Here is a 25,899-nt window from a genome sequence, read left to right as displayed (position 1 = left end):
GGGCGATCGCGCGTGGCCGGCTGCGCGGGCGGCCCGACCGATCCGGCTTGACTTGGCGCCCTATTCCTAAATAGACTCTAAATAGATACTTTTCAGTACACGCGTTCAGAGTTAGCGTTCTCTCATGGCTACGGAAAAGGCCGAAACCGACCGTGTACCGGTCACGTTGGCGCTCTCGACCATTGGATATCTCGAGAGGCTGGTGAGACAGGGCACCCACGGCACGAGCGTCCCGGGCGTTGCACGGACATTGATCGAGGAAGGCATTCGGCTCGCCATCAAGGACGGGCTGCTTGCGATCCGCGACAACGGCCGCGCGCCCTGAGGGGGCGCGACCTGTGCGCGGCGGTTCAACAGAACGTGGAACCGCAGATGATTGCCATTCAACCCACCTGGACGCCCGAGCGCGTCGAACAACTCAAAAGCTACTTTGAAGCCGGCCTCTCCTGCCGCGACATTGCCGTCAATATCGGCGTCAGCCGTAACGCCGTGATCGGCAAGCTCTCGCGGCTGAACCTGTCCCACAGCGCGCCCGACGGCAAACGCCGGCTGCGAAAGAAGAAGTCCGGCGCGCCGGGCGAGAGGCCGACAGCGAAGCAGCAGCTCGCACTACTGCACGCGGTTTACGACCAGAAAGCCGACGACGCACCGATCGTCAGCGCGAACAACTGCTCGCTGCTCGAATTGAGCGAGCAGCGCTGCCGCTGGCCGATCAACACGCCGGGCGCCGACGACTTCTGCTTCTGCGGCAACACCCCGCTCGGCGGCATGCCCTATTGCTCAGGGCATTATCGCCTCGCCTACCAGACCGGCTCGCGCCAGCGTGCGGCGCGGGGCTAATCAGCCGATCTTCCAACCGGTCGCCGCCACGATCCTCTGATAGAACTCCGGCGTATAAGCCTGTTCGGGGGTCTCGCGCACGTGCTCGTCGAGCAGATGCGCGTCGTCGCCCACCAGGATACGCCAGCGGTCGGCCTTGACGCCGTCGAGGATGATCTTGGCGGCAGCAGCCGCCGTAGTTGGTGCCTCCTCGAGGAAGGTGCGCGCACGATCGAGTGCGAGGTTCTGGATGTCCTGGTCCGACATCTTCGCGACGTCGATGCCCTGCCCCTGCAGGCGCTGGCGGGCCTGCTTGAGCTCGTCCGCCGTGAGCTGGTCGGCACCGTTCTGCACCTTGCGCGAGTTCGACACGATCGAGGTGCCGATATGGCCGGGCATCACCACCGAGCACTTCACGTGCGGCGCGTTGAGGCGGAGATCGTTGATCAACGCCTCGGTAAAGCCCTTCACCGCGAATTTCGCCGCGCTGTAGGCGGTGTGCGATACGCCCATGCCGACCGAGGCCCAGAAGCCGTTGACACTCGAGGTGTTGACGATATGGGCCTCGTCGGCCTTCACCAACAACGGCAGGAAGGTACGCACGCCGAGATAGACGCCGCCCCAGCAGATGTTGAAGGTGCGCTCCCATTGCTCGCGCGTGTTGGTGAACAGGCTGCCGCCGCCGCCGATGCCGGCATTGTTGAACAGCAGATGGATCCTGTCGGTGGCCTGTTGCTCGATCAGCTCGTCGCGGAAGCGCTTGTAGTGATCTTCGATCGAGACGTCGGCGATGTGGGTGGTGATGCGCAGGCCCTGCGGCAGCTTCTCGACCTCGCAGAGCCGCTTGGTCTCCGCCATCGCCTCGGCCGAGACGTCGCACATCGCGACATTGCAGCCTTCCGCGACAAGCTGGCGCGCCAGCTCGCGCCCCATCCCCGTGCCACCACCCGTGATCACGGCAATCTTTCCGGCAAAATCCTTCATGTCAGTTCCGTTTCTTCCCTGCTTGTTTTTGTTTCGGTTGGAGCGCGGATCGCAATCCCAACCGTTTGGCCGATGCACCCTACATCACGGAGTCATCGCCCATCAACGGCGCCAGCCGCTGACGCATCGCAGGATGTCCGCGCTACGGAATGAGCAGCCTGAGCAGGCCGCGCCATGAGAAATCGAGGACCACCTCGTGATGCCGCAGCCCCTTGCCGCCCTTCACCAGGCCAAGATCCCGTATCAAGCAATAATGGCCGCTGCTCATGCGAGCCAGGCGGCTGTTCTTGAAGCCCCCCATGAGCCGCGAGAATGCATTGCGGATCGATTCCGTCAAATCTTGACGGCGCCGAATCAGCGGCCTGCAACGCAGCCGTAGGCATGATTGAAGGCTGCGTGTGCGGCGATCGTTGCGGTACCAGCGCAGGGTTCGAGAATCGAAGTCAAGAATCGAATCCCTGAATCAAAAACCTCCGGCAGGGCATTGCCGGAGGTTTGGGAGGCTTAGCAGTGAGCTAAGAGCCATCATTCAATGTGTTGGCTGGTGTCTATATAGTTTAGTAAATCAGGTAAGTAAATAAATTTGCGAACCAATGAATCGCATGGCTAATGTTCGTCAGATGCGTGGATCAAAGCGTCGCAGGCCCATCCGTTACTTATTCTCACCATAGAAAAACCCCGGCAGTTTCCTGCCGGGGTTCTGTTGGATCGCAATCAGATCAACGGGGACTACCAGTTGCGCTGAGCGCGGAAGAGCATCTGGACGGTGTCCTGATTCTTCAGCTCGTAGGTCGCGGTCGGCTTGCCGACGGAAGCAGCAGCCGTCGTGATCGTGCCGGCATAGTTCTGATCGAGGTGGCTGTAGGTCACGTCTGCCGAGAAGGTCAGGTTCTTGACCGGGGTCCACCGGGTGATCACACCAATCTGCCCGATGTTGTAGTTCGGGTTGCAGGAGGTCACGCCAGCGCCGCCACCGAACGCGGTACGGAACGTGCCGCCCACGCCACCAATGCCGCAGATGTACGACTTGGACGTGTCATTATACATGACCGCAGCAAAAGCACCGTAAAGGCTGGTGTTCCAGTAGGGATTCCAGTTGTGGGTGTACGCACCGCGCATACCCCAGGTCCTGATCGACTGCTGCTGACCGCCGGCAATGAACACCGTGTCAGGTGCCGTGCCGAAGCCAACGCTTCCATACGCGCCCGGCAGGTTCGAACCGCTATAGATCGCGATCGAGCTGGCCTGGCTGGCCAGTTCCTGGATGTTGTAACGGGTTGCACCATCCGTATACACACCCTGGATGTTCAGCGTGTCGCCAGCTCCGGTCGGGATATTCTTGATCGACAAGGCGAGAGCACCAGCCCAACCCCACTTGTCATCCGGGTGACCGGTGAGTTCGGAGGCGCCGTAGTAGGCCGCATGGTTGTCATGCGATGCGATCGACGCCTGGAACATGCCCCAGGCCTGCTCGACCTTGAGCGCTGCGACGAAGTCCGGTACCGCCGTGTTGGCAAAGTCGCTGGAACCGTAAGCGCCGCCGACGCTGAGATTGTTCACGCCCGACTGCAAGATCACCGTCGGGTCCTGGGCCGACAGAGAGAGCGACACGCCGTTGCCGAACTGCGCGGTGTAGCTGAATTGGTTGATGCCGTTGGTCGTGTTCACGCCACCCACAAGAGCGTCGTAGTTGTTGCCCGGATAGCCGGTCCAGGGAGCAGCGAACTGCGAGACCGACCGACCGATCGTGAAGCCGGCGAACTGGATGAAGGCGAAGTAGACGCCGAGCGCACCGCCGGCGACACCACCACCGGTGGCGTTGCCCGGAGCAGCAGCCGTGCCGATCGGCGAGTAAATGGTCGAGCCGGCAGCGGCGCCCGGACCGTAGCTGTCCGACGTCCAGGTGAACACCGCGTCGAAGTAGGTGCGGACCACGCCGTATTCAGTCGCGGTGCGCGTATCGATGTTGAAGTCTTCACGCGAACGCCAAGTGTAGGCGTTGGTGAAACGGTTGTTCGCGCCGCTGGCTCCGTTGTAGTTCGCGCCGTAGACACTGTTGCCGTTCACCACGACGTCGGCACGCAGGTAGCCGCCCAGCTTGACGCAGGTGTCGGTGCCCGGGATGTAGTAGAAGCCGGGACCGTACAGGGAGCAAACCTTCACGTATTCGACCGCTTTGGCCTTCACGGGAAGATCAGCCGCCTGAGCTCCGCCGACCGCCATCAGCGCAGCCGCCGAGCCCAGGATAAGGCTCTTCACCAATTTCATATCAACCTCCAAGTTGCTCATACGCGGAGAGTCCAGGCCGCGTTTGCGTCCCTTGATCCCCCGCCTATTCGAAAACCGCCCGGCCACTTGGCCCCCTCAGACGAATCTGGAGGAGCGCGATGGATGCGAGCAGTCAACGCAACGGGTCGATCGAGATTCCCCTACCGCCGAGGTCCAATATGCATCGGTGAGTTTGCTAATCAAAATAGTTTATAAAGTCAGCTATACGAATACGGCCACACTGTGTCTCGCCAGCAACACTTCCAGTATCGCATTGCTCGCGCAAAAGAATTTGTCGCAGGCAAAATCATACGCTCGTCACATAAACATCATAATTAATTTACGCTCACTTGCGTTCATGGTCGACTTCCGTGATCATGATACCAGCCGCGAGCAAAAAAGAATCAAACCAGCGCAAAGCTGTGTGTCGGCGACGAGGAAGGGAAAGCAGTGTCAGTAACGAGGAAGGATACGACGCGGCAACGCGCTATCGAAAATCTCGACATCATCAAGCGCTTCACTCTGGAGATTTCCTCCATCAACTGTCACCTCGAACAGGTCCGGCAGTTCTGGGGCAAGACGCTTGGCATCACCGGTCCGCAATGGATGATCCTGATGGCGGTCTCGGATCTCGACAAGGACGGCGGCGTGCCGGTCAACGTGGTGTCGAAGCTGCTCCACGTCGATCCGTCCTTCGTGACCACCCAGTCAAAGCTTCTGGAGCAGAAAGAGCTGCTGCGCCGCGGGCCCTCGCCTGATGATGCAAGGGTGGTCCGGTTGTCGCTGACCGACAAGACCAAGAAGCATCTGGCAAGCCTCGCCGAGCAATACAAGGCGTTCAAGACGTGCGTCTTCTCGGAGTTCAGCGAGAAGGAACTGGCGGAATTTACGTCCAAGCTCGCCACGCTCAACAGCCGCCTCGAAAAGGCATGCCTGACCGTCGCGCTGAATTACAGTTTTTGACGCCACAACCGTCGCTTGAGGGACCTCGGCCGATCATCCTCGGCCGTGAGCGGGCCTATCTGCGTCGAACGGCCGGCATGTCGGGGGCGCGGAGCCTCGATGTTGCGCCCGCGCTTTGATAGCGCGCCAATGGAGCTTACGCTGGCCGTTCAACAAAGAAGCGAACGGAGGGCGCCATGCGGTCGAAAATCCTGGTCCCCTGCCTGCTGGCGCTTCTGATGCTGGGCTCCGCGAATGCGCAATCGCCGCCACCGGTGCCTGATACGATCGACGGTCATCTCGCCGCCGGAAAAAACGCCGCTGGCGGCCGCGATAACACGCCGGACTTTTATGGCCTCGTGACCGCCCTCTGCGTCGCGCCTCAACGCGGAGCACCGCGGCTCGATGCACCTGCCCCACGCGAAGACCCCGGCCGCAAGGCGGCCTACATGCAGCCGAAGAAGGCGTTCGATGACGTCTACTGGATGGGCACCGAAAGCGTTTCGGCGTGGCTGTTGACCTCTGACGACGGCTACATCCTGTACGACACGGCGAACGTCCATGACGCCGAAGATGTGTTGGTCGGTGGCATGACAAAGCTCGGGCTGGACCCGGCCAAGGTCAGATATGTGATCGTGTCGCATGGTCATCGCGGCGAGTCAGGCGGGGCTTATCTGTTCCAGTCGCGCTACGGCGCGCATGTGGTGACGGCGGATTGGGACCTGATCGAAGGCTCCCTCTTCGGATATCCAACCGGCAGGCCGAAGCGCGACATCGTCGCCACCGACGGCATGAAGATCACGGTAGGCGGCCGCACGGTCACGCTCTATTCGACGCCGGGGCATACGCCCGGGACCATTTCCGGCATTTTCCAGGTACACGACCACGGCAGACCGCTGACGGTAGTCTATTCGGGCGGCACGGAGTTCAACTTTACCAACGACGTCGCTCATTTCGACCAATACCTCGCATCCGAGCGCAAGCTTGCCTCGCTGGCTGCGGCGGCCGGCGCGACTCTCATCCTCAACAATCAATCCGAGTTTAATGGTGCCGCCGACAAGCTGCGGATCCTGGCCGATCGGCAGCCTGGTGAGCGTCACCCGCTCGATGTCGGTGCTGACGCTGTCGTGCGCTATTTCAAGATCGAGGACGAATGCGCCCAAGCGCAGCGCCTGAAGGTCATTGGCGGTTTAGGCGGCCATTGAGCGGAGATCGCCGGGCGGGATTTTTCGACGGGATTTTTCAATCGGAATTGGCGACAGTTCAAACAAAAGGCCCCCGGAGAACCGAGAGCCTTTTTTCACCGAGAGGCGTCCGCCCCTCCGCTACGGCTTTCGTTCGCGGGCGAGGCGCTCTGCCTTCAATCGTTCAAAGTTTGCACGAAAGGCGTCATCCGCCTTCTTCCGCTCAGCGAGCGCCTTTTTGGCGTCCCAAAGGCTCTTTTCCTTCTTCGCTGCGCGCTCCTCGGCCGTGGGCTGACGCTTCTCTTGGGCTTCATAATCCATGCAGGTCAACGCGCCGGGCGGCCATAGGTTCCGTCCTCCCGAAACATTCAAGCTTGCCCGGTTGCTGTCTTCCTTGATCGATATCGTCGGAAGTATTGCATTCGCAACGCGTCCCCGCGCCGCACCAACGCAACAAAGGCCGTGCGGGCATTACTCCGCATGGCCTTTGCTGGGACTGTCCCGCTCCTCGCGTAGATTCCGTCGCCGTACCAATTCAATGAAGCAGCGCCGATCTCGTTCCGGGTCCGGATGCACAAATGCGAGGCTGTGTCTCGGATCGAAGAAACGATGATGCCCGAAAGAAGAGAGGCCCGGCTCATGCCAGGCCTCTCTTGATTCATTTACTTCTGCTGCTGACTCTTGGAATGCGCCTGATCGCTGTGCTGATTGGCGGTCTGAGAGTGCTGCTTTGCAGCCGAGGCGTGCTCTTTGCCCTTGGCGTGATCGCCCTTGCCATGATGCTCTGCGGCGGACCGGTGTGCCTTTGCAGCATTCTCGTGGTGCTCTGCAGCCTTGTTGTGCTCGTCTCGTGCCATGGTCGTCTCCTTGTCATTCGCTCCCCAGCGGCAACCAAGTCGGCCATGACGCCAGGGTTCCTCCGCGCGAGGCAACACGCGGAAAAGTGTTTCTCTGCTGCACGAGAAACGCCCTATGCTCGGCAAGATTGAACTCAAAGAGGATGTTGGACATGAGCAAAATGCCACCGATCCCAAAGGGCAATCAAAGCAACAAAGGCCCGACGCAGAACGCCGAGGCCGAGCGCGACACGTCAAAAGGTCATCACGACGTCCAGAACTCGGCTGAACAGGGCGAAACCGCCAACATCAAGCAGAACACCACCAACGCAGGCTTCTTCAAGGGGCGCCGCGTGAAGTGAGCCTGCGGTCCGGGTCGAGCCGGGAAAGGCTCGCCGGGATCGAACCGTATCAAACAAAGAAGGGTTTCGATTGAATGGTCGGAGCGAGAGGATTTGAACCTCCGACCCCTAGTCTCCCAGACTAGTGCGCTAACCGGGCTGCGCCACGCTCCGATGCCGTTCCATTAGCTGCGATCCCGTATTCGCGCAAGGCGGAACGGGCCTCAAAGACGGAGATCGGGGCGCCGGTTCCCCCTGGGCGTCAACCCTCCTTCATCGCCGTATCCAGCATCTGCCGGCAGGCGACCAGATCCTGGAGCGCGCGTTCGAGGCGCTGGCGATCGGCGGCCGCGACGGCCGCCCGTGCCGGGGCGGCGGCCGGGGCCTTGACAGGCGCCTTGGCAGGCTGGAGATGGCTCTTGTAGGTCGACAGGATGGCATCCTCGTCAGGGTCGACGAAGCGATAGTCGATGCCCTGCTCGTCGCCATCGCCCTCCTCGCCGTCGAGATCGAGGCCGTCGCCCGCCTCGGCGGCGTCGGGCTCCTGCATGCTGTGGCCGACGGCTTCCTCGACCGCGCCGAACGAGACGGAAGCGGTCTGGTCGGCAATGCCCTGTACCGACTTGATGCCGTGCTCTTTCAGGATCCGCTGCACCCCGCGGATCGTATAGCCCTCGCCGTAGAGCAGCCGGCGGATGCCCTTGAGCAGGTCGACGTCATCAGGGCGGTAGTAGCGGCGTCCGCCGCTGCGCTTCATCGGCTTGATCTGCGCGAAGCGGGTTTCCCAGAATCTCAGGACATGCTGGGGAATGTCCAGTTCGTCAGCGACTTCGCTGATAGTACGGAACGCATCCGGCGCCTTGTCCAAATGCCAGCTCCTCTTGGTTCAAGGATCAATCGTCCTTGCCGGCGTCGCCGTTGGTCACCACCTGGCCGTTGATGCGCTGCTTCAGAATCGCCGATGGCTTGAACACCATGACACGGCGCGGCGAGATCGGCACCTCGGTGCCGGTCTTCGGATTGCGCCCGATGCGCTGTCCCTTCTTGCGCACCATGAAGGAGCCGAACGACGACAGCTTCACCGTCTCGCCCTTCTCCAGGCAATCGGTGATCTCCTTCAGCACAAGCTCGACGAACGCCGACGATTCGGTGCGCGACAGGCCTACCTTCTGATAGACCGCCTCGCACAAATCGACACGCGTAACTGTTTTTCCGGTTCCGTTGGTCATCGCCTGCCCCGCACTCTCGGCGAACAATTCTTGACTGAAATTAAAAGCTTAGCGCGCAATGGTCAACAGCGTCCAGCATGCTGAGGCAGGAAAGAAATCGGCAAAATGCCAGCGTTTCTTGGCGATCTGTTCACCAGCGGACGAGCGCCGACCCCCAGGTGAAGCCCCCACCCATCGCCTCAAACAGCACCAGGTCGCCCTTCTTCACGCGTCCGTCCTTCACGGCGACCGACAGCGCGAGCGGGATCGAGGCGGCCGAGGTGTTGCCGTGCCCGTCGACCGTCAGCACCACCTTCTGCGGCGCAATATGAAGCTTCTGGGCCGACGCATCGATGATTCGCTTGTTGGCCTGATGCGGGATGAACCAGTTGATGTCGTCGGCGTTGAGGCCGGTGGCCTTGAACGCGTCGACGATCACGTCGGTGATCATGCCGACCGCATGCTTGAACACCTCGCGGCCCTCCATCCGCAAATGCCCGACCGTCCTGGTCGAGCCCGGGCCGCCGTCGACGAACAGCTTCGACTTGTGCCGCCCGTCGGAGCGGAGATGCGTGGTCAGCACGCCGGGATCGGCGATCGTGCCGGCATGCGGCTGGGCCTCGAGCACGACCGCGCCAGCGCCGTCGCCGAACAGCACGCAGGTGCCGCGGTCCTCCCAGTCGAGGATGCGCGAGAAGGTCTCGGCGCCGATCACCAGCGCCCGCTTGTGGGCACCCGCGCGCAGGAAATTGTCGGCTGTGGTGAGCGCAAAGACGAAGCCGGAGCACACCGCCTGCAGGTCGAAGGCTACGCCGTGGTTGATCCCGAGCGCGTGCTGGACCGCAACCGCGGTGGCCGGAAAGGTGTTATCGGGCGTCGAGGTCGCCAGCACGATCAGGTCGATCGTTTGCGCATCGATCTGCGCATCGGCGAGCGCGGCCTGCGCCGCCTTGATCGCGAGGTGCGAGGTGAATTCGTCGTCGGCGGCGATGTGGCGCTGGTGGATACCGGTGCGCTGCACGATCCACTCGTCCGACGTGTCAATTCGAGCAGCCAGTTCGGCATTGGTCAGAACCCGCTCCGGTAGGTAAGAGCCGCAGCCAAGCACGACCGAACGTATCGTAGTCACGAGACAGCCTCCTGCGCGGCCCGCGCCTGCACCAGCGCATTGCCATCGCGATTAAGCATCTGATTGATCTTGGTGAGGAGATCGTAATGGGCCATCTCATAGCCAACATCGACCGCATAGGCAAAGCCTTCCGCGTTGATGCCGCCATGGCTCTTGACCACGATGCCCTTCAGGCCGAGCAGCAGGCCGCCATTCGACTTGTTGGGATCGAGCTTGTCGCGCAGCTTCTGGAATGCGCCGCGGGCAAACAAATAACCGATCCGCGCCAGCCAGCTCGAGTTCATGGCCTCGCGCAAAAGCGTGAACATCTGGCGCGCGGTTCCCTCGGCGGCCTTGAGCGCGATGTTGCCGCTGAAACCTTCCGACACGATGACGTCGGCGAGGCCCTTGCCGATCGCGTCGCCCTCGACGAAGCCGATATAGTTGAACTGGGTCGAGTTCATCGCGCGCAGCAGTTCGGCCGCCTCCCGGATCTCCTCATGGCCCTTCATCTCCTCGGACCCGATGTTGAGCAGGCCGACGGTCGGGCGTTCCAGGTTGAACAGCACGCTCGCCATCGCGCTGCCCATCACCGCCAGCGTCGCCAGATGGCGGGCGTCGCCGCCGATGGTCGCGCCGAGATCGAGCACCACCGAATCGCCGCGCAGCGTCGGCCACACTGCGGCCAGCGCCGGGCGGTCGACGCCGGGCAGCGTCCGCAGATTGATGCCGCCCATCGCCATCAGTGCACCGGTATTGCCGGCCGAGACCGCAACATCGGCCTCACCATGTTTCACGGCATCGATCGCCAGCCACATCGATGACGCCCGGCGGGTGCGCCGCAGCGCCTGGCTCGGCTTCTCATCATTTTTCACGGCGACGTCGGTATGGATCACCTTCGACACTGCCTTGAGCGCGGGATACCTGGCGAGTTCAGGCTCGATCTTGGCCTGGTCACCAACCAACAGGAATTCGCTGCCCGGATGACGGCTCAACGAAATCGCGGCGCCGGGAATGACGACCGATGCGCCGACATCGCCACCCATGGCGTCAAGCGCGATTCGAACCTTTTGAGGCATGAACGTCCCGGAAACCTGATCTCCCACAGCCCCTTCAATCGAAGACCGCGAGCTTGAAGTCACCGCTGTCAACGGCGCGCGGCGAAACGCCATGTCGCATTCCAGCCGGGCGGCGACAATAGCGTGTCCGCCGTCCGACACAACCTCTTGACCACCGAACGACGCAGTACGCAACTTCCCGAAGCGCAGCCACATCATTACATAAAATCACAATAATTCAATATCTTAGTGACACATCCTGAAGTGAAGACGACAACCTGTCACGCGACAACGCAGCTGCATCGTCCCTCAATTATCGCCCTTGTTGCCGTTCGGCTTCTTGCCCGGCCGCTCCTGCAGCGCCTTCAGCGCGGCAAAGGGATGATCCCGGGGATCAGGTGCTTCAACCGTCGGTTCAAAGACGGCATCCGGCTTGCGCGGATACGGATCAATCCCGAGAAACAGCGCATCGGTCGCAAGCCGGCCGACATCGATGGTGCCATTGACGATCGGCTCCGGCGGGTCTGGTGTCTCCACAGCGCCTTCCTCTCCCTCGTCGACCAGGTCGGCCATCTGCGGAATCTGCTCAGGCGGCGCGAAGATCACATCGATCTGCTCGTCGATGTCGTTCTCGATCGGATCGAGCGTCACCACGCATGTCTGTCCGATCCGCGCCCCTACCCGGCCTGTGACGTGGACAGTCCCGTCGCGCTTCAACATGAGGTCGATTGCCGCATGCGCCGAGATGACCTCGCGCAGCTCGGCGATTTCGGCGATCGCCTTGCGCACCGCCTCGTCGGCGTCGATCTCGCGACGCAGCCCGGTATCGGGGATCTGCGCCACGCTGACGAGAACGCGCCAGGGGTCACGTGACGGATCGCGCGCGGCACCCGGCCGCTTTGGGGTATCGCCGCTCATGCCGTGGCACCCATGGTCTGGGGTGCGGGAAAGCTCCACGCCCCCTGCTTCAGCGCCGCCGCGTCCGTGCGCGCAAGCACCGCGATTGCGCGACTGGCATAGGTGGCGAGCTCACGCGCCTTCTCGATCTGGGCGCCGTTGAGGATGTTCTTGCAGAACGACTGCGCCAGCGCCTCGTCGCCGTCGGTCAGCGCGAGGTCATAGGCCGCAGTCCGGCCATAGAACGCCTCGCCGAAAGCCTGCATGCGCTTGGGCACGGTGAGGTCACCGACGCCCATCTCGCGCAGATTGTCGTCCATGTCGGTACAGAAATGGTCGAACAGCGCCTGGGATAGGTCCGAACCGGCCTCAACGGATTTGAACCGCCTCAGCACCAGCCAGAGATGCATCAGAAGCAAGTCAAAACGGCCATTAACCGTGTCTGGGACGCTCAAGTCCCGGTAAAACAACGGTTCTCGCGCCTGCGTCACGATCATGCCATAGATGGTCTCAATGGTGCCGCGCGGGGGCACCGGGGGTTTTCTGAAGTGATTGAACGGCCAAAGCATGGTGGGTTCCGGCTGCGAGCCCCAATGGGTTCGCCCGTGAGGGTTCGCCTGTTGGAGGCTCAGCGATATTGCATTCCATTGAGCTGCCCGGTACGTCAACGCCTCGCGCGATGCAAGGGGACGGATCAGTTCCGCCGATGACCGAAAGCAGTCCAACACAGTCTCGCGTGGCCTCCGCGCGCGGCGTATTCTCGCGCTTCCGCACGGTTGCCGCGATCGGTCTCGTCTGCGCCGCACTCGCGGCGTGCACCGGCGAGCAATTCCAGAAGGGCTACATTATGCCCCAGGGAGCGCTCGAGCAGATTCCGATCGGCGCGAGCCAGGATCAGGTGCTGATCGTGATGGGCACCCCCTCCACCGTCGCGACGCTGGACGGCGAGGTGTTCTACTATATCTCGCAACGCGCCTCACGCCCGGTCGCCTTCATGAACCAACGCGTGATCGACCAGCGCGTCATCGCGGTCTATTTCGACAAGAACCGGCAGGTGCGCAGGCTTGCCAATTACGGCCTGCAGGACGGCAAGGTCTTCGATTTCGTCAGCCGCACCACGCCGACCTCGGGTCAGGAGATCTCGTACATCACGCCGCTGTTGAAGCTGCTCAGCTTCAACTAGCTCTGCTTGTCCCGGACGCATTGCGGGGCGACGCGTCAGCTTACGCGCGACAACAATTTATGATTGTTTGTAAGGTAACTCACACGTGTGTCGCGATCCCGCCTGCTAGGACGGCGGCGAGCCGGATCAAGCCATCGGCTTTTCAACGGCTCGCTCTCAGCATCCTCCAATTCAGCAGGAGATACCTCATGTTTTATGGACCGGAACCTTTCGATACCGCACAAGCCGTTTATTTCTGGACGGGCATCGGCTCACCGGGCTTCTTCTCCGTCACCGTCGAGGGGCACGCCCCGAATTTCACATCCGGCATCAAGCTGGTCCGCGACGAGCAGTGGGTCGGCGGTCTGGCCATCAAGGTGATGGGGTGGACCGGTCCGCTGGGCAAAGGCACGAAGCCGTACAAGGTCCATGGGACTTTCCCCGGCTCCTTCCTCAAGGAGATCGTGGTGATCGGCAGCAACAAGCACGAGGTCGTCAAGGTGAAGGAGATTGCGTTCACCAATGAGGAGGAGTTTGCCAAGCACGCCGACGCGCTGGTGTAGCCGCGCGGACTTGCGCGAAGTCGCCTGGCTTGCCGGGCGGCCGCGTCATGCCCACGCTCCCTGCAAGACCCAATCAATGCAGGGAGCGAGCTTTTGACCAAGCGACATCCAATAGACAGGCACGGCCCCGATACGAGTGCAATTTGGCATTGAAAGCAACAGGGAGCGCGTGTTGCGTGTCCCCTATCATCTGGGGGGAAGGACATTGCCCGATACCTACACCATCTACCTCGTCAATCAGTCAGCCGACACGGCAGTCTTCTGGTGTTTCCTGGCTCCTCCCGTCGAGCTCGCCGGTGACCCCCGCGTTTATCCAACGTCCGCCGTTTCCCTGGCGGTAGCGCCTAACAGTTCAGGGGCAAATCGTTTTGCCGATGGCCAAGATCGGCGCGCAGGGTGGCCCGAATTCAATAGCGATCGTATCTAACGCCTTCAAACGGCCGGAGAACGAGGAGGCTCACTGGTACAGCACTCAGACGTTCGGAATTCAATCCGAAGCAGGTTTCCTCGGCATGGTCTGGTCTCCTCGTTAACCCGATCTCATCGCGCTTTAGGACGATTTGTTGATCTTCTTGATCTTGGCATCGGTGGTTTCCATCGACGTCGCCAGTTCCAGGATCGCCTTCGACAGCAATTCGATGGCCTCCGTCTGGTCCTGCGACTTGGAGGCGCGGAGTGCATAGTTCCGGGCGGACGAGAGCGACATCGTTTGACCTCCGTATTGTGTGTCTGGTTCGGCCGATATCGTTGGCGGAAGCCGATCCATTCGGCAAGCGGCGTGGCCTAAAGGTTGCGTAAAACAAAAACCCCGCGGCTTGCGCCGCGGGGTGTTGTTTCGATCGGCTTTCGCCGCTCAGCGCGCCAGGATCGCCAGCAGCAGCAGCGCCACGATGTTGGTGATCTTGATCATCGGGTTCACCGCCGGGCCCGCCGTGTCCTTGTAGGGATCGCCGACGGTATCGCCGGTCACCGCCGCCTTGTGGGCATCGGAGCCCTTGCCGCCGTAATGGCCGTCCTCGATGTACTTCTTGGCGTTGTCCCAGGCGCCGCCGCCGGAGGTCATCGAGATCGCCACGAAGAGACCGGTGACGATGACACCGAGGAGCATGGCACCGACCGCGGAGAATGCCGCCGACTTGCCGGCCGCACCGCTGCCCGCGATGAAGTAGATCAGGAAGTAGACCACGATCGGCGACAGCACCGGCAGCAGCGACGGGATGATCATTTCCTTGATCGCCGCCTTGGTCAGCAGGTCGACCGCCTTGCCGTAGTCAGGCTTGTCGGTGCCCTGCATGATGCCGGGCTTCTCGCGGAACTGGCGGCGCACTTCTTCGACGATCGCACCGGCAGCACGGCCGACCGCCGTCATGCCCATCGCGCCGAACAGATACGGCAGCAGGCCGCCGAACAGCAGGCCCACCACCACGTAAGGGTTATTCAGAGAAAAGTCCGGATTGACGCCCTTGAAGTAGAGGTGGTTCGCGGAGTCCGAGATGAAGAATTTGAGGTCCTGATTATAGGCCGCAAACAGCACCAGCGCGCCGAGACCGGCGGAGCCGATCGCATAGCCCTTGGTCACCGCCTTGGTGGTGTTGCCGACCGCATCGAGCGCGTCGGTCGACTTGCGCACCTCCTTGGGCAGGCCGGCCATCTCGGCGATGCCGCCGGCGTTGTCGGTGACCGGACCGAAAGCGTCGAGCGCAACCACCATGCCGGCCAGCGCCAGCATGGTCGCGGTCGCGATCGCGATCCCGAACAGGCCGGCCAGGCTGTAGGTGACGAGGATGCCGGCGATGATGACGATCGCGGGCAGCGCGGTCGACTCCATCGAGATCGCCAGACCCTGGATCACGTTGGTGCCGTGACCGGTGACTGAGGCCGCCGCGATCGACTTGACCGGACGATAGTCGGTGCCGGTGTAGTATTCGGTAATCCAGATGATCAGTCCGGTGACGACGAGGCCGACCACGCCGCACTCGAACAGCGCCATGCCGGTGTATTCGACGCCGGCGAGCTTGTCGAAACCGATCTGGTAGTAGATCACCCCCGCGACGCCGATCAGCGACAGCACGCCGGTAGCAATCAGGCCCTTGTAGAGCGCGCCCATGATCGACTGGCTGGCGCCGAGCTTGACGAAGAAGGTGCCGATGATCGAGGTGATGATGCAGATGCCGCCGATCGCGAGCGGCAGCGTCATCATGTTCTCGAGGATCGGCGTCTTGGCGAAGAAGATCGCCGCGAGCACCATGGTGGCGACCGCGGTCACCGCATAGGTCTCGAACAGGTCGGCGGCCATGCCGGCGCAGTCGCCGACATTGTCGCCGACATTGTCGGCGATGGTCGCCGGGTTGCGCGGATCGTCCTCGGGGATGCCGGCCTCGACCTTGCCGACGAGGTCGCCGCCGACGTCGGCACCCTTGGTGAAGATGCCGCCGCCGAGACGGGCGAAGATCGAGATCAGCGAGGCGCCGAAGCCGAGCGCCACCATGGCATCGATCACCGTGCGACTATCGGGTGCGAAGCCCATGAACTTTACCAGCACCATGAAGTAGATGGTGACGCCGAGCAGCGCGAGGCCGGCAACCAGCATGCCGGTGATCGCGCCCGCCTTGAAGGCGAGTTCGAGGCCGCCGGCGAGCGAGGTGGTCGCCGCCTGCGCAGTGCGGACGTTGGCGCGCACCGAGACGTTCATGCCGATGAAGCCGGCCCCGCCCGACAGGATGGCGCCGATCGCAAAGCCGATCGCAACCAGCATCCCGAGGAAGTAGGCCAGCACCACGAAGATCACGATGCCCACGATGCCGATCGTGGTGTATTGCCGGCGCAGATAGGCCTGCGCGCCTTCGCGCACGGCGGCCGCGATTTCCTGCATCCGCGCATTGCCCGCGTCAGCGCTCAATACCGATTGCGTCGCCCAGATTGCGTAAACGATGGAAAGCGCCCCGCAGAGCACAATCGCCCATAATGCTGTCATGTGAATTTTGCCTCAGATCCTTGATGTAACCCCCGCGCCTTTTTTGCCGCAGGACGCGGCAGGCGCTTATTCATGAGGACCATCCCTCCCCAAAAAGGGATGGCCTCAAATCGGGCGCGACCTTGCCAAAATCATCCCCCCTGTGCAACGCCACCCAAGGCCGAAAAGGCCGATATCGGCAGCTATTTAGAAGGAAAATCGGCAGGCTTGGACCGGAATTCTAGAAATGGCTGTAGGACAGCCGCTTCAGCGCCAGTTCCCTGCCCTGCGCATCGAGAAAGCTTGGCGACGACGAGCCTGCGATGATCCCGCCGATGGCCGTCACCGCGACCCCGGCCTGCCGTGCCTCCCGGGTGAAGGCGTCGATGCGGTTGCCCGGGACCGCGCACAGGATTTCGTAATCGTCGCCGCCGGCCACCAGGGTCTCGATGCCGATCACCTTGCGCGCCAGCAGCGCCGACGCCGCTGGCGACAGCGGAATGCTCTGCACATCGATCACCGCCGTCACGCGGGAGGCCGCGCAAAGCTTTGCCAGATCGCCGGCGAGACCGTCCGACACATCCATCGCCGCGCTGGCGTGGCTGCGCAGGATCCTGGCGAGGGCATTGCGCGGCTGCGGCACGCGGTAGCGCGAGGCCAGCATCTCCCGAGCCGCATCGTCGCCGGCGAGCGCGGCAGCCACCGGTCCGCCCGTCAGCACGTCGAGGCCAAGCGCGGCGTCGCCGATAGTGCCGGTGACGACCACGCGATCGCCCGCATGCGCGCCTGAGCGATGGACCATCCGCCCCTCCGGCACCCGTCCGAATGCCGTGATCGAAATCATCAGGGGCCCCGGCGTCGACACCGTGTCGCCGCCGAGCAGCGGGCAGCCATATCGCGCGGCATCCTCGCCCAAAGCCTGCGCGAACGGCTTCAGCCAGGCTTCCTCGGCCCCGCGCAGCGCCAGCGTCAGCACGAATCCGGCGGGCACCGCGCCCTTGGCGGCGATGTCGGAGAGGTTCACCCGCAGCGCCTTGCGCGCCAGCGTCTCGGGCGGATCATTGGGGAGGAAGTGGACGCCCTCGACGATCGCATCCGTCGTGACCACGATGTCCTCGCCGATAGCCTTCAGGGACGCGGCGTCGTCGTCGAGATTGAAGGCACCGGGATCGGTCGCAAGCGGCCTGAAATAACGCGCGATGAGGGAGTCTTCGCCGGAGGTCTGTCTGTCGCTCTGCGTCACGATATCAGACCCGTCATCCTGAGGTGCGACCTCTTGCGAGCCTCGTAGGATGCACGGCCCAGGTGCAGCCTCCACGCCACGCCGCCGCCCTTCGAGGCCTCCGCTACGCTCCGGCACCTCAGGGTGACGGCTACGGAGTGAGGCATAGCTCCAGTCAGCCCCGCACAAACTCATCGCTGCGAAACTGGCGCGCGATCTGGTCGAGCACGGCATTCACCATGCCGGTCTCGTCCTTCTCGACAAAGGCATGCGCGACATCGACATATTCGGAGACGACGACGCGGCCCGGTACGTCCTTGCGGTGCTCGAGCTCGTAGGAGCCCGCACGCAGCACCGCGCGCAGGATCGCATCGATCCGCTGCAAGGGCCAGCCCTTCTGCAACGCCTCGTCGATCAGCGGATCGAGCTTGGCCTGGTCGCGCACCACGCCGGACACCACGTCGCGGAAGAACGCAGCCTCCGCCGGCAGGTATTTCTCGCCTTCGACCTCGTTGCCGAGCCAGTGGCTTTCGAACTCGGCGAAGATGTCGTTGAGGCCGGCGCCCCCGATGTCCATCTGGTACAGCGCCTGCACGGCGGCGAGCCTTGCTGCGCCGCGCCGGTTGGCTTTCCGGTCGGGACCTTTGGCCGGCTTCTTGCTCTCTGCCATGATCAGGCCTTTGCCAGCCGGCGTTTGATGCGCAGCATCGCCAGCGCCGCGCGCGCCGCATCGCCGCCCTTGTTCAATTCGCTGGCGCGCGCCCGCGCCCAGGCCTGCGCGTCGGTGTTGACGGTGATGATGCCGTTGCCGAGCGGGAATTTCCTGGCAACCGAGAGGTCCATCAGCGCGCGCGAAGATTCCATCGAGACGATCTCGAAATGGATGGTGTCGCCGCGCACCACGCAGCCGAGCGCGATCGCAGCGTCATAGGGCTTGCCGTTGGCCTGCGCCGCATCGATCGCGATCGCGATCGCTGCCGGAATTTCGAGCGCGCCCGGCACCGTGATCAGGTCGTGGCTGACGCCGGCTGCCTTCAGCTCGGCCACCGCGCCTTCCAGCAACGCATCCTGGATGTCGTCATAGAACCGCGCCTCGACGATCACGACACGCGCGCCGGAGATGTCGGTCTGGTCCTTCAAGGGGGCGCGCCGCGCGTCAGCCATTTACAAACACCAATTGGAACTGGGGATCATTTGAGCTGCGTTTTAGGCGCAGCGCCGTGCAAAGCCAAGGCCGCTTTTACTTCATCTCCGACAGCCGCGCGGCGTAGCGGGCCATCAGGTCGACCTCGAGATTGACCTCGCTGCCGGTCTTCCAGCCGCTCAGGGTCGTCACTTGAAGCGTATGCGGGATGATCAGCACCGAAAAGGTCACGTCGTCGACCGTATTCACGGTCAGCGACACGCCGTCCAGTGTCACCGAGCCCTTGGTTGCGATGAAACGCGCCAGCTCGCGGGTGGTTTTCAGCTCGAAACGCGCCATGTCGGGCAGATCGTCGCGCTTGACGATGGTGGCGATGCCGTCGGCGTGGCCCGCCACGATATGGCCGCCGAGTTCGTCGCCGATCTTGAGCGCGCGTTCGAGGTTGAGCCTGGTTCCCTCGACCCAGCGCTTGGCCGTGGTCATGCCGAGCGTCTCGGCGGCAGCATCGACGTCGAACCAGGTCTTGCCGCCGGCAACACCCGAGGCGACCACGGTGAGGCAGATGCCATTGCAGGCGATCGAGGCGCCATCCGCGATCGTGGTCTGGTCGTAGCCGCAGGCAATCCGCATCCGGTGCAGCTGCCCTTGCGCGACCTGCTTCAGACTGGTGATTTCACCGACATCGGTGACTATTCCGGTAAACATTTACGCGCGCTCGTAAATCGTAAGGGTATCTTTTCCGAGCGTCTCGCTAGCACGAAGCTCGAAACTCGGCGACTGCGTGATTGCGGCCAGCGGCAATGCGTGCAGCGCGGGAACGCCGTCGGCGCCGATCGGTGCAGGTCCGCGCAAGAGCCATATTTCGTCGACGAAATCAGCCAGCAGGAAAGAACTCGCTACCCTGGCTCCGCCTTCGACGAGGAGCCGCGTGATGCCCTTCTCCGCCAGCGTATGCAGCACGGCCGGCACATCGAGCCCTGGCGGCGTCGCGCTCGAGGCTGTGCGGATCACCTGCGCACCGGCCGCCCCAAGCTTCATCGCGGCGGGAGCCTCGGCCATATCAGAGGTCATCACCCAGAGCGGCGTTTCGCGCGCGGAATGCACCAGGCGGCTGTCGCCCGAAATCCGCAGGGCACGATCGAGCACCACCCTCACCGGCGAGCGCGCGGCCATGCCCGGCAGCCGGCAGGTCAACAACGGATCGTCGGCCTTGACCGTGCCGATCCCGACCAGGATCGCGTCGCACTGCGCACGCAACAGATGCACGCGGGTGCGCACGGCATCGCCCGTGATCGCGACCGGCCTGTGGCCGACGGCCGCGATCTTGTCATCGGCCGACACGGCAAGCTTGAGGATCACATGCGGACGCTTGTCGCGGATGCGCCGGAAGTGCCCGGCATGGTCATGTGCAGCCTCCGCTGCGCAAAGCCCGATATCCACGGCGATGCCAGCGGCGCGCAGCCTGGTGTGCCCCTGCCCTGCGACCTCCGGATTGGGATCCTCGATCGCCGACACCACACGGGCGAGACCGGCGGCGATGACGGCATCCGCGCAGGGCGGCGAGCGGCCGAAATGCGAACAGGGCTCCAGCGTCACGTAGAGCGTGGCGCCGCGGGCGGCGTCGCCGGCGCGCCTGAGTGCCTCGACCTCGGCATGCGGGCGTCCGCCTGGTTGGGTCCAGCCACGGCCGACGATCACGCCATCCTTGACGATCACGGCGCCGACCGCGGGGTTGGGCCAGGTGCGCCCCTGCCCGCGCCGGCCGAGCGCCAGCGCGAGCTGCATGAAGCGGAGGTCGGCCGCCTTGGTCTTTTCCTTGGCGTCTCTGGCTTTTTGAGCGAACTGGTCTTCCAGAATGCGGAAGATCATTTTCGCAACGATGCGACCCGCGGATCGTCTTCGCTGGTCAGTTCGTCGAGCACGGCTTCGAAATCCCTCGCTTCGCGAAAGTTGCGATAGACCGAGGCGAAGCGCACATAGGCGACGTCGTCGAGCTGCCGCAGATGCTCCATCACGATCTCGCCGATCGCCTCCGACGACACTTCCGCCTCGCCGCCGCTTTCGAGCTCACGCACGATGGTGGAGACCATCTTCTCCACCCGCTCGGATTCCACCGGACGCTTGCGCAACGAGATCTGCAGCGAGCGCACCAGCTTGTCGCGGTCGAACGGCACGCGGCGGCCGTTGCGCTTGATGACGGTGAGTTCGCGGAGCTGCACCCGCTCGAACGTCGTGAAACGGAAGTTGCAGGCGATGCAGACGCGCCGCCTGCGGATCACGGCGGAATCCTCGGTCGGACGCGAGTCCTTTACCTGCGTATCAAGACTGTTGCAGCTCGGACAGCGCATCCAACGAGACCTCTGGTGTAGACCTTACTGATAGATCGGGAAGCGATCGGTCAGCGCCTTGACGCGTTCCTTGATCGCGGCCTCGACCAGCGGCGCCTTGCCGTCCGGCGACTGCGCCAGCGCGTTCAGCACCTCGGCAATCATGCCGCCGACCTGCTTGAACTCGGCGACGCCGAAGCCGCGCGTGGTCGCCGCCGGCGTGCCGAGGCGAAGGCCGGACGTGACGAACGGCCTTTCCGGGTCGAACGGGATGCCGTTCTTGTTGCAGGTGATGGCGGCGCGGACCAGCGCCTTCTCGGAGGCGTTGCCCTTCAACCCCTTCGGCCTGAGGTCAACCAGCATCAGATGGTTGTCGGTGCCGCCGGAGACGATGTCGAAGCCGTGGCTCCGGAGCGTCTCCGCCAGCGCCTTGGCGTTCTCGACCACGTTCTTGGCGTAGACCTTGAAGTCCGGGCGCAGCGCTTCTGCAAAGGCCACCGCCTTGGCGGCGATGACATGCATCAGCGGGCCGCCCTGCAAACCGGGGAAGATCGCCGAGTTGAACTTCTTGGCGAGCGTCTCGTCATTGGTGAGGATCAGACCGCCGCGCGGGCCGCGCAGCGACTTGTGCGTGGTGGTGGTGGTGACGTGAGCGTGCGGCACCGGCGAGGCATGCACGCCGCCGGCGACGAGACCGGCGAAATGCGCCATGTCGACTAGGAGATACGCGCCGACCGAGTTGGCGATCTCGCGGAAGCGCTTGAAATCCCAGGCGCGCGAATAGGCCGAGCCGCCGGCGACGATCAGCTTCGGCTTGACTTGTTCGGCCTGCTTCTGGACTTCATCCATGTCGATCAGATGGTCGTCGCGGCGCACGGTGTAATGCACGGCCTTGAACCATTTGCCGGACATGTTGACCGGCGAGCCATGGGTGAGATGGCCACCGGCGGCGAGATCGAGGCCCATGAAGGTGTCGCCGGGCTGCAGCAGCGCCAGGAACACCGCTTGGTTCATCTGGCTGCCGGAATTGGGCTGCACGTTGGCAAAGCCGGCGCCGAACAGCCTCTTGGCACGGTCGATCGCCAGGTTTTCGGCGACGTCGACCCACTCGCAACCGCCATAGTAGCGCGCGCCCGGATAACCTTCCGCGTATTTGTTGGTCATTACCGAGCCCTGCGCTTCCAGCACGGCGCGGCTGACGATGTTCTCGGAGGCGATCAGCTCGATCTCGTGGCGCTGCCGGCCGAGTTCGCCCTTGATGGCGGCTGCGATCTCGGGATCGGCCTCGGCAAGGGTCGCCGTGAAGAAGGAATCGGGCGCGGAAGCGGCGTTGGGCGAAGAGGTCATCGGCGAAATATCTCCACCGCCGCAAGCCCTAAAGCCAGGTGCGGACGGTCACGAGTGGCGGTCGAAGCGGTCCCCGACGGTTACCACATCGACCCAAAATGGCCAAGCGGTTGCGGTCCCCTGCTGCCAATTATGCCAGATATGGTGGGGATGACGGGATTGCCAGCCGCGCGGGGCCTCAGCTTGCCATGGAGCCGCCAGTCTTTCATGATCGCGGAATGGGACCGAACCGATCGGATTTTCTTTCAGAGGAGCTCCCCTTCGCGCAGCTTGCCGCGTGGGCGGACATACTGCCCGCTCAGTACCGTGTCCTGGGGGCCAGATGCCGCGGGAGCGGTTCACGTGCTGGACGTCTCTGCTGCTTCGATCGCCTGGATTGCCACTCCGGAAGAAGAGTTCCGCCAACGTTGCGTTGAGGATACCACCCGCCGGAGCGGGCTTTTCAGCAGCCTGACGGCCTCGTGCGAGCCTTGTCATCGCAGGCACTATCTGGCGCGGCGCTCGCCTCCGGCCTCATCGAACCGGCCCAGCCGAAAGACCAGCATCGAGATCAGCCATGCGGCGATGAAGACCCCGACGATGAGATATCCGAGCAGACCGAAATCATCACTGACCTTGCCGATGAAATCCCAGAACGGTCCCTGGAGCTCGAGCTTGCTCGCAATCAGACCGAGCGCCTCGATGCCGCCGATCAGCAACGCGACGATGATCGAAATCAGGGTCATCGTCAGATTGTAATAGAGCTTGCGCACGGGCTGGGCGAACGCCCAGCCATAGGCCTGCACCATCATGATGCCGTCGGCGGTATCGATCAGCGACATGCCGGCGGTGAACAGCGCCGGAAACACCAGGATCGCCCATACAGGCAAGCCGGCGGAGCCTTGCGCCGCCGAAATTCCGAGCAGGCCGATCTCGCTCGCGGTGTCGAAACCCAGGCCGAACAGCAGGCCGAGCGGATACATCTGCCAGCTCTTGGTGATGACGGCGAACAGCGACCGCAGCATCCTGGCGAGAAAGCCGCGCTGTTGCAGCAGGTCGTGAAGTTCATGCTCGGTGACGTCATTACCGCGTCGGACGGCCTGAAAGGCACGATAGACCGAGATCAGGATCACCGTGTTGACGAGAGCGATCACCAGCAGGAAGGCCGCCGATACCCCCGTCCCGATCACGCCTCCAAATGCCCTGAAACCCTCGAACCTTGCCTCGAGCATGCCGACGGACAGCGCAACCAGCAGAGAGGCTGCGATCACGACCGTCGAATGGCCCAAGGCGAAGAACAGGCCCACGGTCACCGGACGCCTGCCATCCTGCATCAGCTTGCGCGTGACGTTGTCGATCGCCGCGATGTGGTCGGGATCGACGGCATGCCGAAGCCCGAGCGTGTAGGCGAGCGACGCCGTCCCGAGCAGCAGCGGATGTTCGCGGAAGCTGACATAGGCCCACAGCCAGACCGCGACGTTGACGAGGACCAGAAGCGCGCCAAGAAGATACGCCTTCCCCTTGGCCTCCGCCGGCTCGTCGTCGAAAATTCGCAGAGGCAGCGCCCGCTCGCTGCTGCCTGGGGCTACGAACTCACTCATTACTTGCGTGGCGCACCTTCATGTCCCTGCATGACGCTCCCCGAGTTCAGCAGCTTGCAAGCGGACGGTAGCGAGTTACGTATGATCATTCAATCTGAATGTCACACCGAATCCACCGCGATCCATGTCAAGCAATCGGCTTGCCGAAGCGGCGGCCGCTGTCGTAATCGAAGCCAACTCATCGAGCACGGCCGCGCGGGTGCGCCTGGACCGGGACACCGAAAGGATGGCTCAGGCCTTGAGCTGGGCTCCTGGCGTGGAATGCGAAATCTCGAGTTCTGCCTCGTTCATGTCTGCCGATACGTCCGCAAACAGAGGCGTGCTCAGATATCGTTCGCCGGTGTCTGGAAGCATACAGAGAATGTTGGCTCCCTTGGGAGCTTCGCCGGCAATTTTTAGCGCGCCGGCGAAGGTGGCGCCCGACGTAATACCGACGAAGATGCCCTCATGGGTCGCCAGGTCACGGCTACAACGAATGGCATCGGCTCCAGATATCGGAAGGATCTGGTCGATGACCTTCATCGCTACGGCGTCGTCGGCAATTTTCGGGATGAAATCCGGTGTCCAGCCTTGCATTGGATGTGGCTTGAACGTGGGATGTGGCGCCGCCGGAGTGCCGTCCGGGTTGCGCGACTGCGCAACTCCGCTTCCCAACAATTGAGCATCGGCAGGTTCGCAAACGATGATCTTGGTTTCAGGCCTCTCTTTGGCCAGAACCCGGGCGACCCCGTTTAACGTTCCCCCTGTTCCATAACCGGTCACCCAATAATTCAGCTGCTCTCCGGCAAAATCGTCAAGGATTTCCCGAGCGGTGGTACGTGAATGAATTTCGGGATTTGCTTCGTTCTCAAATTGCCGGGTCATGTACCACCCGTGAGCCTTGGCGAGTTCAATCGTCTTGTTGATCATGCCGACGGCGCGTTCTGCAGCGGGGGTCACGATCACCTTCGCTCCCAGGAACCGCATGAGCTTGCGCCTTTCGACGCTGAAGGTTTCTGCCATCGTGATAACGAGCGGGTATCCTTTGGCGGCGCAAACCATCGCAAGACCGATTCCGGTATTTCCGCTCGTCGCCTCGATGACGGTCTGGCCAGGCTTCAGCTCGCCAGACTTTTCGGCGGCTTCTATGACGCCCAGCGCCAATCTGTCCTTGACGGATCCCAGGGGATTGAAAGCTTCAATCTTCACGAAGAGATTCACGTCCGGCGGCGCCAGGCGGTTGATCCTCACCACCGGCGTATTGCCGATCGTCTCGAGAATATTTCGGTATTTTTGCCCCATGCTCACTCTCCCAATGTGCGGCTTCCGTGGTTTCCAAGTCGCGGCTTTCTAACAAGTCGTGGCTTTCTAAATTGTGTCTTGTCTTGACCTGCTGGGTTCAAATCGTTCTTGCAAGGATCATGCGTTGGCGGAAGGGCGTGCTGAAGAGGACACTCAACCTTCGGGTAGCCCGGCTTCGCGCAACCCTCGCACAGCTGCAATACTATTTTGTTTCATCCAGATCGGGATGATCTTTTTAGATGGTCTCGTAGAGCATACTGTCCACACGAGCGATAATATCGCCAACTGATGTCCTCAGTCTCAGAAACTCATCCGTTGCGGAGGCTCCTTCAGCAAGGACCAATGCCAAGGATAGCTCCCTGACTACCATATCTGTGTGCTTCTTAAACTGTAGGGCGGATTTCGCGTCCATAAAAGGTGTCTCAATTTCTCATCCGGAGCAGTCTACCACGGCCCGACTAAATACCATCAAAGCTGTTTCCGAAATTTCGACCAATTTGCGAAAATGTCTGAATTTGCCTCAGCCGAAGTCCGGACCGGCTCCTTCGAGGTTTGCTTCCTTTAGATCGGCGCCGCACAGATTTGCCTCCCGAAGATGGGCTCCCCTTAAGTCAGCACGAAATAGAATTGCCCAATAGAGATCAGCTTCGCGCAAGTTGGCTATCCTAAGACCCG

30 protein-coding genes and 1 tRNA gene are annotated in these 25,899 nt (G+C 62.5%); 7 read left to right on the top strand and 24 right to left on the bottom strand.

The genetic code is table 11. From position 1 onward, the window contains the following. The first annotated feature begins 124 nt into the window (after window positions 1–124). Both ACP2YO_RS22510 and ACP2YO_RS22505 read left to right on the top strand, forming a co-directional pair. Entirely contained in the window at window positions 125–325 is a 201-nt protein-coding gene (locus ACP2YO_RS22510; RefSeq protein WP_044542480.1) for a hypothetical protein, read from the top strand. A 47-nt stretch (window positions 326–372) separates the two neighbouring features. Then, entirely contained in the window at window positions 373–840 is a 468-nt protein-coding gene (locus ACP2YO_RS22505) for a GcrA family cell cycle regulator (protein ID WP_426442756.1), read from the top strand. Here the strand turns inward: ACP2YO_RS22505 and ACP2YO_RS22500 are convergent, their stop codons facing one another. The 3 genes from ACP2YO_RS22500 to ACP2YO_RS22490 form a co-directional block, all read right to left on the bottom strand. Then, complete coding sequence (locus ACP2YO_RS22500) at window positions 841–1,803, bottom strand: SDR family oxidoreductase (protein WP_426442755.1); 963 nt, start codon at window positions 1,801–1,803, stop codon at window positions 841–843. A gap of 142 nt (window positions 1,804–1,945) precedes the next feature. After that, window positions 1,946–2,140, bottom strand: coding sequence for a hypothetical protein (locus ACP2YO_RS22495; protein ID WP_426442754.1), 195 nt, complete (start codon window positions 2,138–2,140; stop codon window positions 1,946–1,948). A gap of 392 nt (window positions 2,141–2,532) precedes the next feature. Continuing rightward, window positions 2,533–4,071 carry a porin gene (locus tag ACP2YO_RS22490; protein ID WP_426442753.1) on the bottom strand — a complete coding sequence of 513 codons (1,539 nt, stop codon included), beginning with the start codon at window positions 4,069–4,071 and terminating at the stop codon, window positions 2,533–2,535. Window positions 4,072–4,521: 450 nt separating this feature from the next. On the opposite strand from ACP2YO_RS22490, the gene ACP2YO_RS22485 reads away from it, so the two are divergent. Continuing rightward, window positions 4,522–5,034 (top strand): MarR family winged helix-turn-helix transcriptional regulator, encoded by a 513-nt coding sequence (locus tag ACP2YO_RS22485; RefSeq protein WP_426442752.1) that lies wholly within the window; start codon window positions 4,522–4,524, stop codon window positions 5,032–5,034. Between the two features lie 176 nt (window positions 5,035–5,210). Beyond that, window positions 5,211–6,218, top strand: coding sequence for an MBL fold metallo-hydrolase (locus ACP2YO_RS22480; protein ID WP_426442751.1), 1,008 nt, complete (start codon window positions 5,211–5,213; stop codon window positions 6,216–6,218). A gap of 120 nt (window positions 6,219–6,338) precedes the next feature. Here the strand turns inward: ACP2YO_RS22480 and ACP2YO_RS22475 are convergent, their stop codons facing one another. Both ACP2YO_RS22475 and ACP2YO_RS22470 read right to left on the bottom strand, forming a co-directional pair. Beyond that, entirely contained in the window at window positions 6,339–6,518 is a 180-nt protein-coding gene (locus ACP2YO_RS22475; RefSeq protein WP_426442750.1) for a hypothetical protein, read from the bottom strand. 341 nt (window positions 6,519–6,859) lie between these two features. After that, window positions 6,860–7,054 (bottom strand): hypothetical protein, encoded by a 195-nt coding sequence (locus tag ACP2YO_RS22470; protein WP_426442749.1) that lies wholly within the window; start codon window positions 7,052–7,054, stop codon window positions 6,860–6,862. A gap of 152 nt (window positions 7,055–7,206) precedes the next feature. On the opposite strand from ACP2YO_RS22470, the gene ACP2YO_RS22465 reads away from it, so the two are divergent. Beyond that, a complete protein-coding gene (locus tag ACP2YO_RS22465; protein WP_426442748.1) occupies window positions 7,207–7,395 on the top strand; it encodes a hypothetical protein in 189 nt (62 codons plus the stop codon). A gap of 75 nt (window positions 7,396–7,470) precedes the next feature. Here the strand turns inward: ACP2YO_RS22465 and ACP2YO_RS22460 are convergent. The 7 genes from ACP2YO_RS22460 to ACP2YO_RS22430 all read right to left on the bottom strand — a co-directional run bounded on the left by ACP2YO_RS22460 (window position 7,471) and on the right by ACP2YO_RS22430 (window position 12,214). After that, window positions 7,471–7,548, bottom strand: a tRNA-Pro gene (locus ACP2YO_RS22460). 88 nt (window positions 7,549–7,636) lie between these two features. After that, entirely contained in the window at window positions 7,637–8,242 is a 606-nt protein-coding gene (locus ACP2YO_RS22455; RefSeq protein ID WP_426442747.1) for a MerR family transcriptional regulator, read from the bottom strand. 25 nt (window positions 8,243–8,267) lie between these two features. Beyond that, window positions 8,268–8,603 carry an integration host factor subunit alpha gene (locus tag ACP2YO_RS22450; protein ID WP_426442746.1) on the bottom strand — a complete coding sequence of 112 codons (336 nt, stop codon included), beginning with the start codon at window positions 8,601–8,603 and terminating at the stop codon, window positions 8,268–8,270. Window positions 8,604–8,733: 130 nt separating this feature from the next. Next, on the bottom strand, window positions 8,734–9,711 hold the full coding sequence (locus ACP2YO_RS22445) for a beta-ketoacyl-ACP synthase III (RefSeq protein WP_426442745.1): 978 nt from the start codon (window positions 9,709–9,711) through the stop codon (window positions 8,734–8,736). Further along, a complete protein-coding gene (gene plsX, locus ACP2YO_RS22440) occupies window positions 9,708–10,769 on the bottom strand; it encodes a phosphate acyltransferase PlsX (protein ID WP_426442744.1) in 1,062 nt (353 codons plus the stop codon). Before plsX ends, ACP2YO_RS22445 begins: the two co-directional genes overlap by 4 nt. Before the next feature lie 288 nt (window positions 10,770–11,057). Then, window positions 11,058–11,666, bottom strand: a complete 609-nt coding sequence (locus ACP2YO_RS22435) for a YceD family protein (protein WP_426442743.1) — start codon at window positions 11,664–11,666, stop codon at window positions 11,058–11,060. After that, window positions 11,663–12,214 (bottom strand): ubiquinol-cytochrome C chaperone family protein, encoded by a 552-nt coding sequence (locus tag ACP2YO_RS22430; RefSeq protein ID WP_426442742.1) that lies wholly within the window; start codon window positions 12,212–12,214, stop codon window positions 11,663–11,665. Before ACP2YO_RS22430 ends, ACP2YO_RS22435 begins: the two co-directional genes overlap by 4 nt. Before the next feature lie 137 nt (window positions 12,215–12,351). Between ACP2YO_RS22430 and ACP2YO_RS22425 the strand changes: the two genes are divergently transcribed. Continuing rightward, a complete protein-coding gene (locus ACP2YO_RS22425; RefSeq protein ID WP_426442741.1) occupies window positions 12,352–12,828 on the top strand; it encodes an outer membrane protein assembly factor BamE in 477 nt (158 codons plus the stop codon). 188 nt (window positions 12,829–13,016) lie between these two features. After that, window positions 13,017–13,370 (top strand): hypothetical protein, encoded by a 354-nt coding sequence (locus tag ACP2YO_RS22420; RefSeq protein WP_426442740.1) that lies wholly within the window; start codon window positions 13,017–13,019, stop codon window positions 13,368–13,370. Window positions 13,371–13,920: 550 nt separating this feature from the next. Here ACP2YO_RS22420 and ACP2YO_RS22415 read toward each other — a convergent pair. The 12 genes from ACP2YO_RS22415 to ACP2YO_RS22360 all read right to left on the bottom strand — a co-directional run bounded on the left by ACP2YO_RS22415 (window position 13,921) and on the right by ACP2YO_RS22360 (window position 25,879). Then, on the bottom strand, window positions 13,921–14,076 hold the full coding sequence (locus ACP2YO_RS22415) for a hypothetical protein (RefSeq protein WP_426442739.1): 156 nt from the start codon (window positions 14,074–14,076) through the stop codon (window positions 13,921–13,923). A 147-nt stretch (window positions 14,077–14,223) separates the two neighbouring features. Beyond that, a complete protein-coding gene (locus ACP2YO_RS22410) occupies window positions 14,224–16,344 on the bottom strand; it encodes a sodium-translocating pyrophosphatase (RefSeq protein WP_426442738.1) in 2,121 nt (706 codons plus the stop codon). 220 nt (window positions 16,345–16,564) lie between these two features. Further along, window positions 16,565–17,566 (bottom strand): thiamine-phosphate kinase, encoded by a 1,002-nt coding sequence (thiL, locus tag ACP2YO_RS22405; RefSeq protein WP_426442737.1) that lies wholly within the window; start codon window positions 17,564–17,566, stop codon window positions 16,565–16,567. A 154-nt stretch (window positions 17,567–17,720) separates the two neighbouring features. Next, the gene (gene nusB, locus ACP2YO_RS22400; protein WP_426442736.1) at window positions 17,721–18,215 is read right to left on the bottom strand and encodes a transcription antitermination factor NusB; all 495 of its coding nucleotides are present in this window, start codon (window positions 18,213–18,215) and stop codon (window positions 17,721–17,723) included. Between the two features lie 2 nt (window positions 18,216–18,217). Then, window positions 18,218–18,709: a 6,7-dimethyl-8-ribityllumazine synthase gene (gene ribH / locus ACP2YO_RS22395; protein ID WP_426442735.1), complete on the bottom strand. Its 492-nt coding sequence runs from the start codon at window positions 18,707–18,709 to the stop codon at window positions 18,218–18,220. Between the two features lie 76 nt (window positions 18,710–18,785). Next, window positions 18,786–19,394, bottom strand: coding sequence for a riboflavin synthase (locus ACP2YO_RS22390; protein ID WP_426442734.1), 609 nt, complete (start codon window positions 19,392–19,394; stop codon window positions 18,786–18,788). Further along, window positions 19,395–20,558 carry a bifunctional diaminohydroxyphosphoribosylaminopyrimidine deaminase/5-amino-6-(5-phosphoribosylamino)uracil reductase RibD gene (gene ribD, locus ACP2YO_RS22385; RefSeq protein WP_426442733.1) on the bottom strand — a complete coding sequence of 388 codons (1,164 nt, stop codon included), beginning with the start codon at window positions 20,556–20,558 and terminating at the stop codon, window positions 19,395–19,397. Continuing rightward, complete coding sequence (gene nrdR, locus ACP2YO_RS22380; RefSeq protein ID WP_426442732.1) at window positions 20,555–21,037, bottom strand: transcriptional regulator NrdR; 483 nt, start codon at window positions 21,035–21,037, stop codon at window positions 20,555–20,557. The genes ribD and nrdR overlap by 4 nt, the downstream gene beginning before the upstream one ends. A gap of 24 nt (window positions 21,038–21,061) precedes the next feature. After that, the gene (glyA, locus tag ACP2YO_RS22375; RefSeq protein ID WP_426442731.1) at window positions 21,062–22,363 is read right to left on the bottom strand and encodes a serine hydroxymethyltransferase; all 1,302 of its coding nucleotides are present in this window, start codon (window positions 22,361–22,363) and stop codon (window positions 21,062–21,064) included. Window positions 22,364–22,848: 485 nt separating this feature from the next. Next, window positions 22,849–23,943: a HoxN/HupN/NixA family nickel/cobalt transporter gene (locus ACP2YO_RS22370; protein WP_426442730.1), complete on the bottom strand. Its 1,095-nt coding sequence runs from the start codon at window positions 23,941–23,943 to the stop codon at window positions 22,849–22,851. Window positions 23,944–24,174: 231 nt separating this feature from the next. Continuing rightward, entirely contained in the window at window positions 24,175–25,224 is a 1,050-nt protein-coding gene (gene cysK, locus ACP2YO_RS22365) for a cysteine synthase A (protein ID WP_426442729.1), read from the bottom strand. A gap of 520 nt (window positions 25,225–25,744) precedes the next feature. Continuing rightward, on the bottom strand, window positions 25,745–25,879 hold the full coding sequence (locus ACP2YO_RS22360; protein ID WP_426442728.1) for a pentapeptide repeat-containing protein: 135 nt from the start codon (window positions 25,877–25,879) through the stop codon (window positions 25,745–25,747). Window positions 25,880–25,899 lie beyond the last annotated feature (20 nt).

This window comes from Bradyrhizobium genosp. P, assembly GCF_049949265.1.
Lineage (GTDB): Bacteria > Pseudomonadota > Alphaproteobacteria > Rhizobiales > Xanthobacteraceae > Bradyrhizobium.
This window is presented reverse-complemented; position numbering and strand designations above follow the sequence as displayed.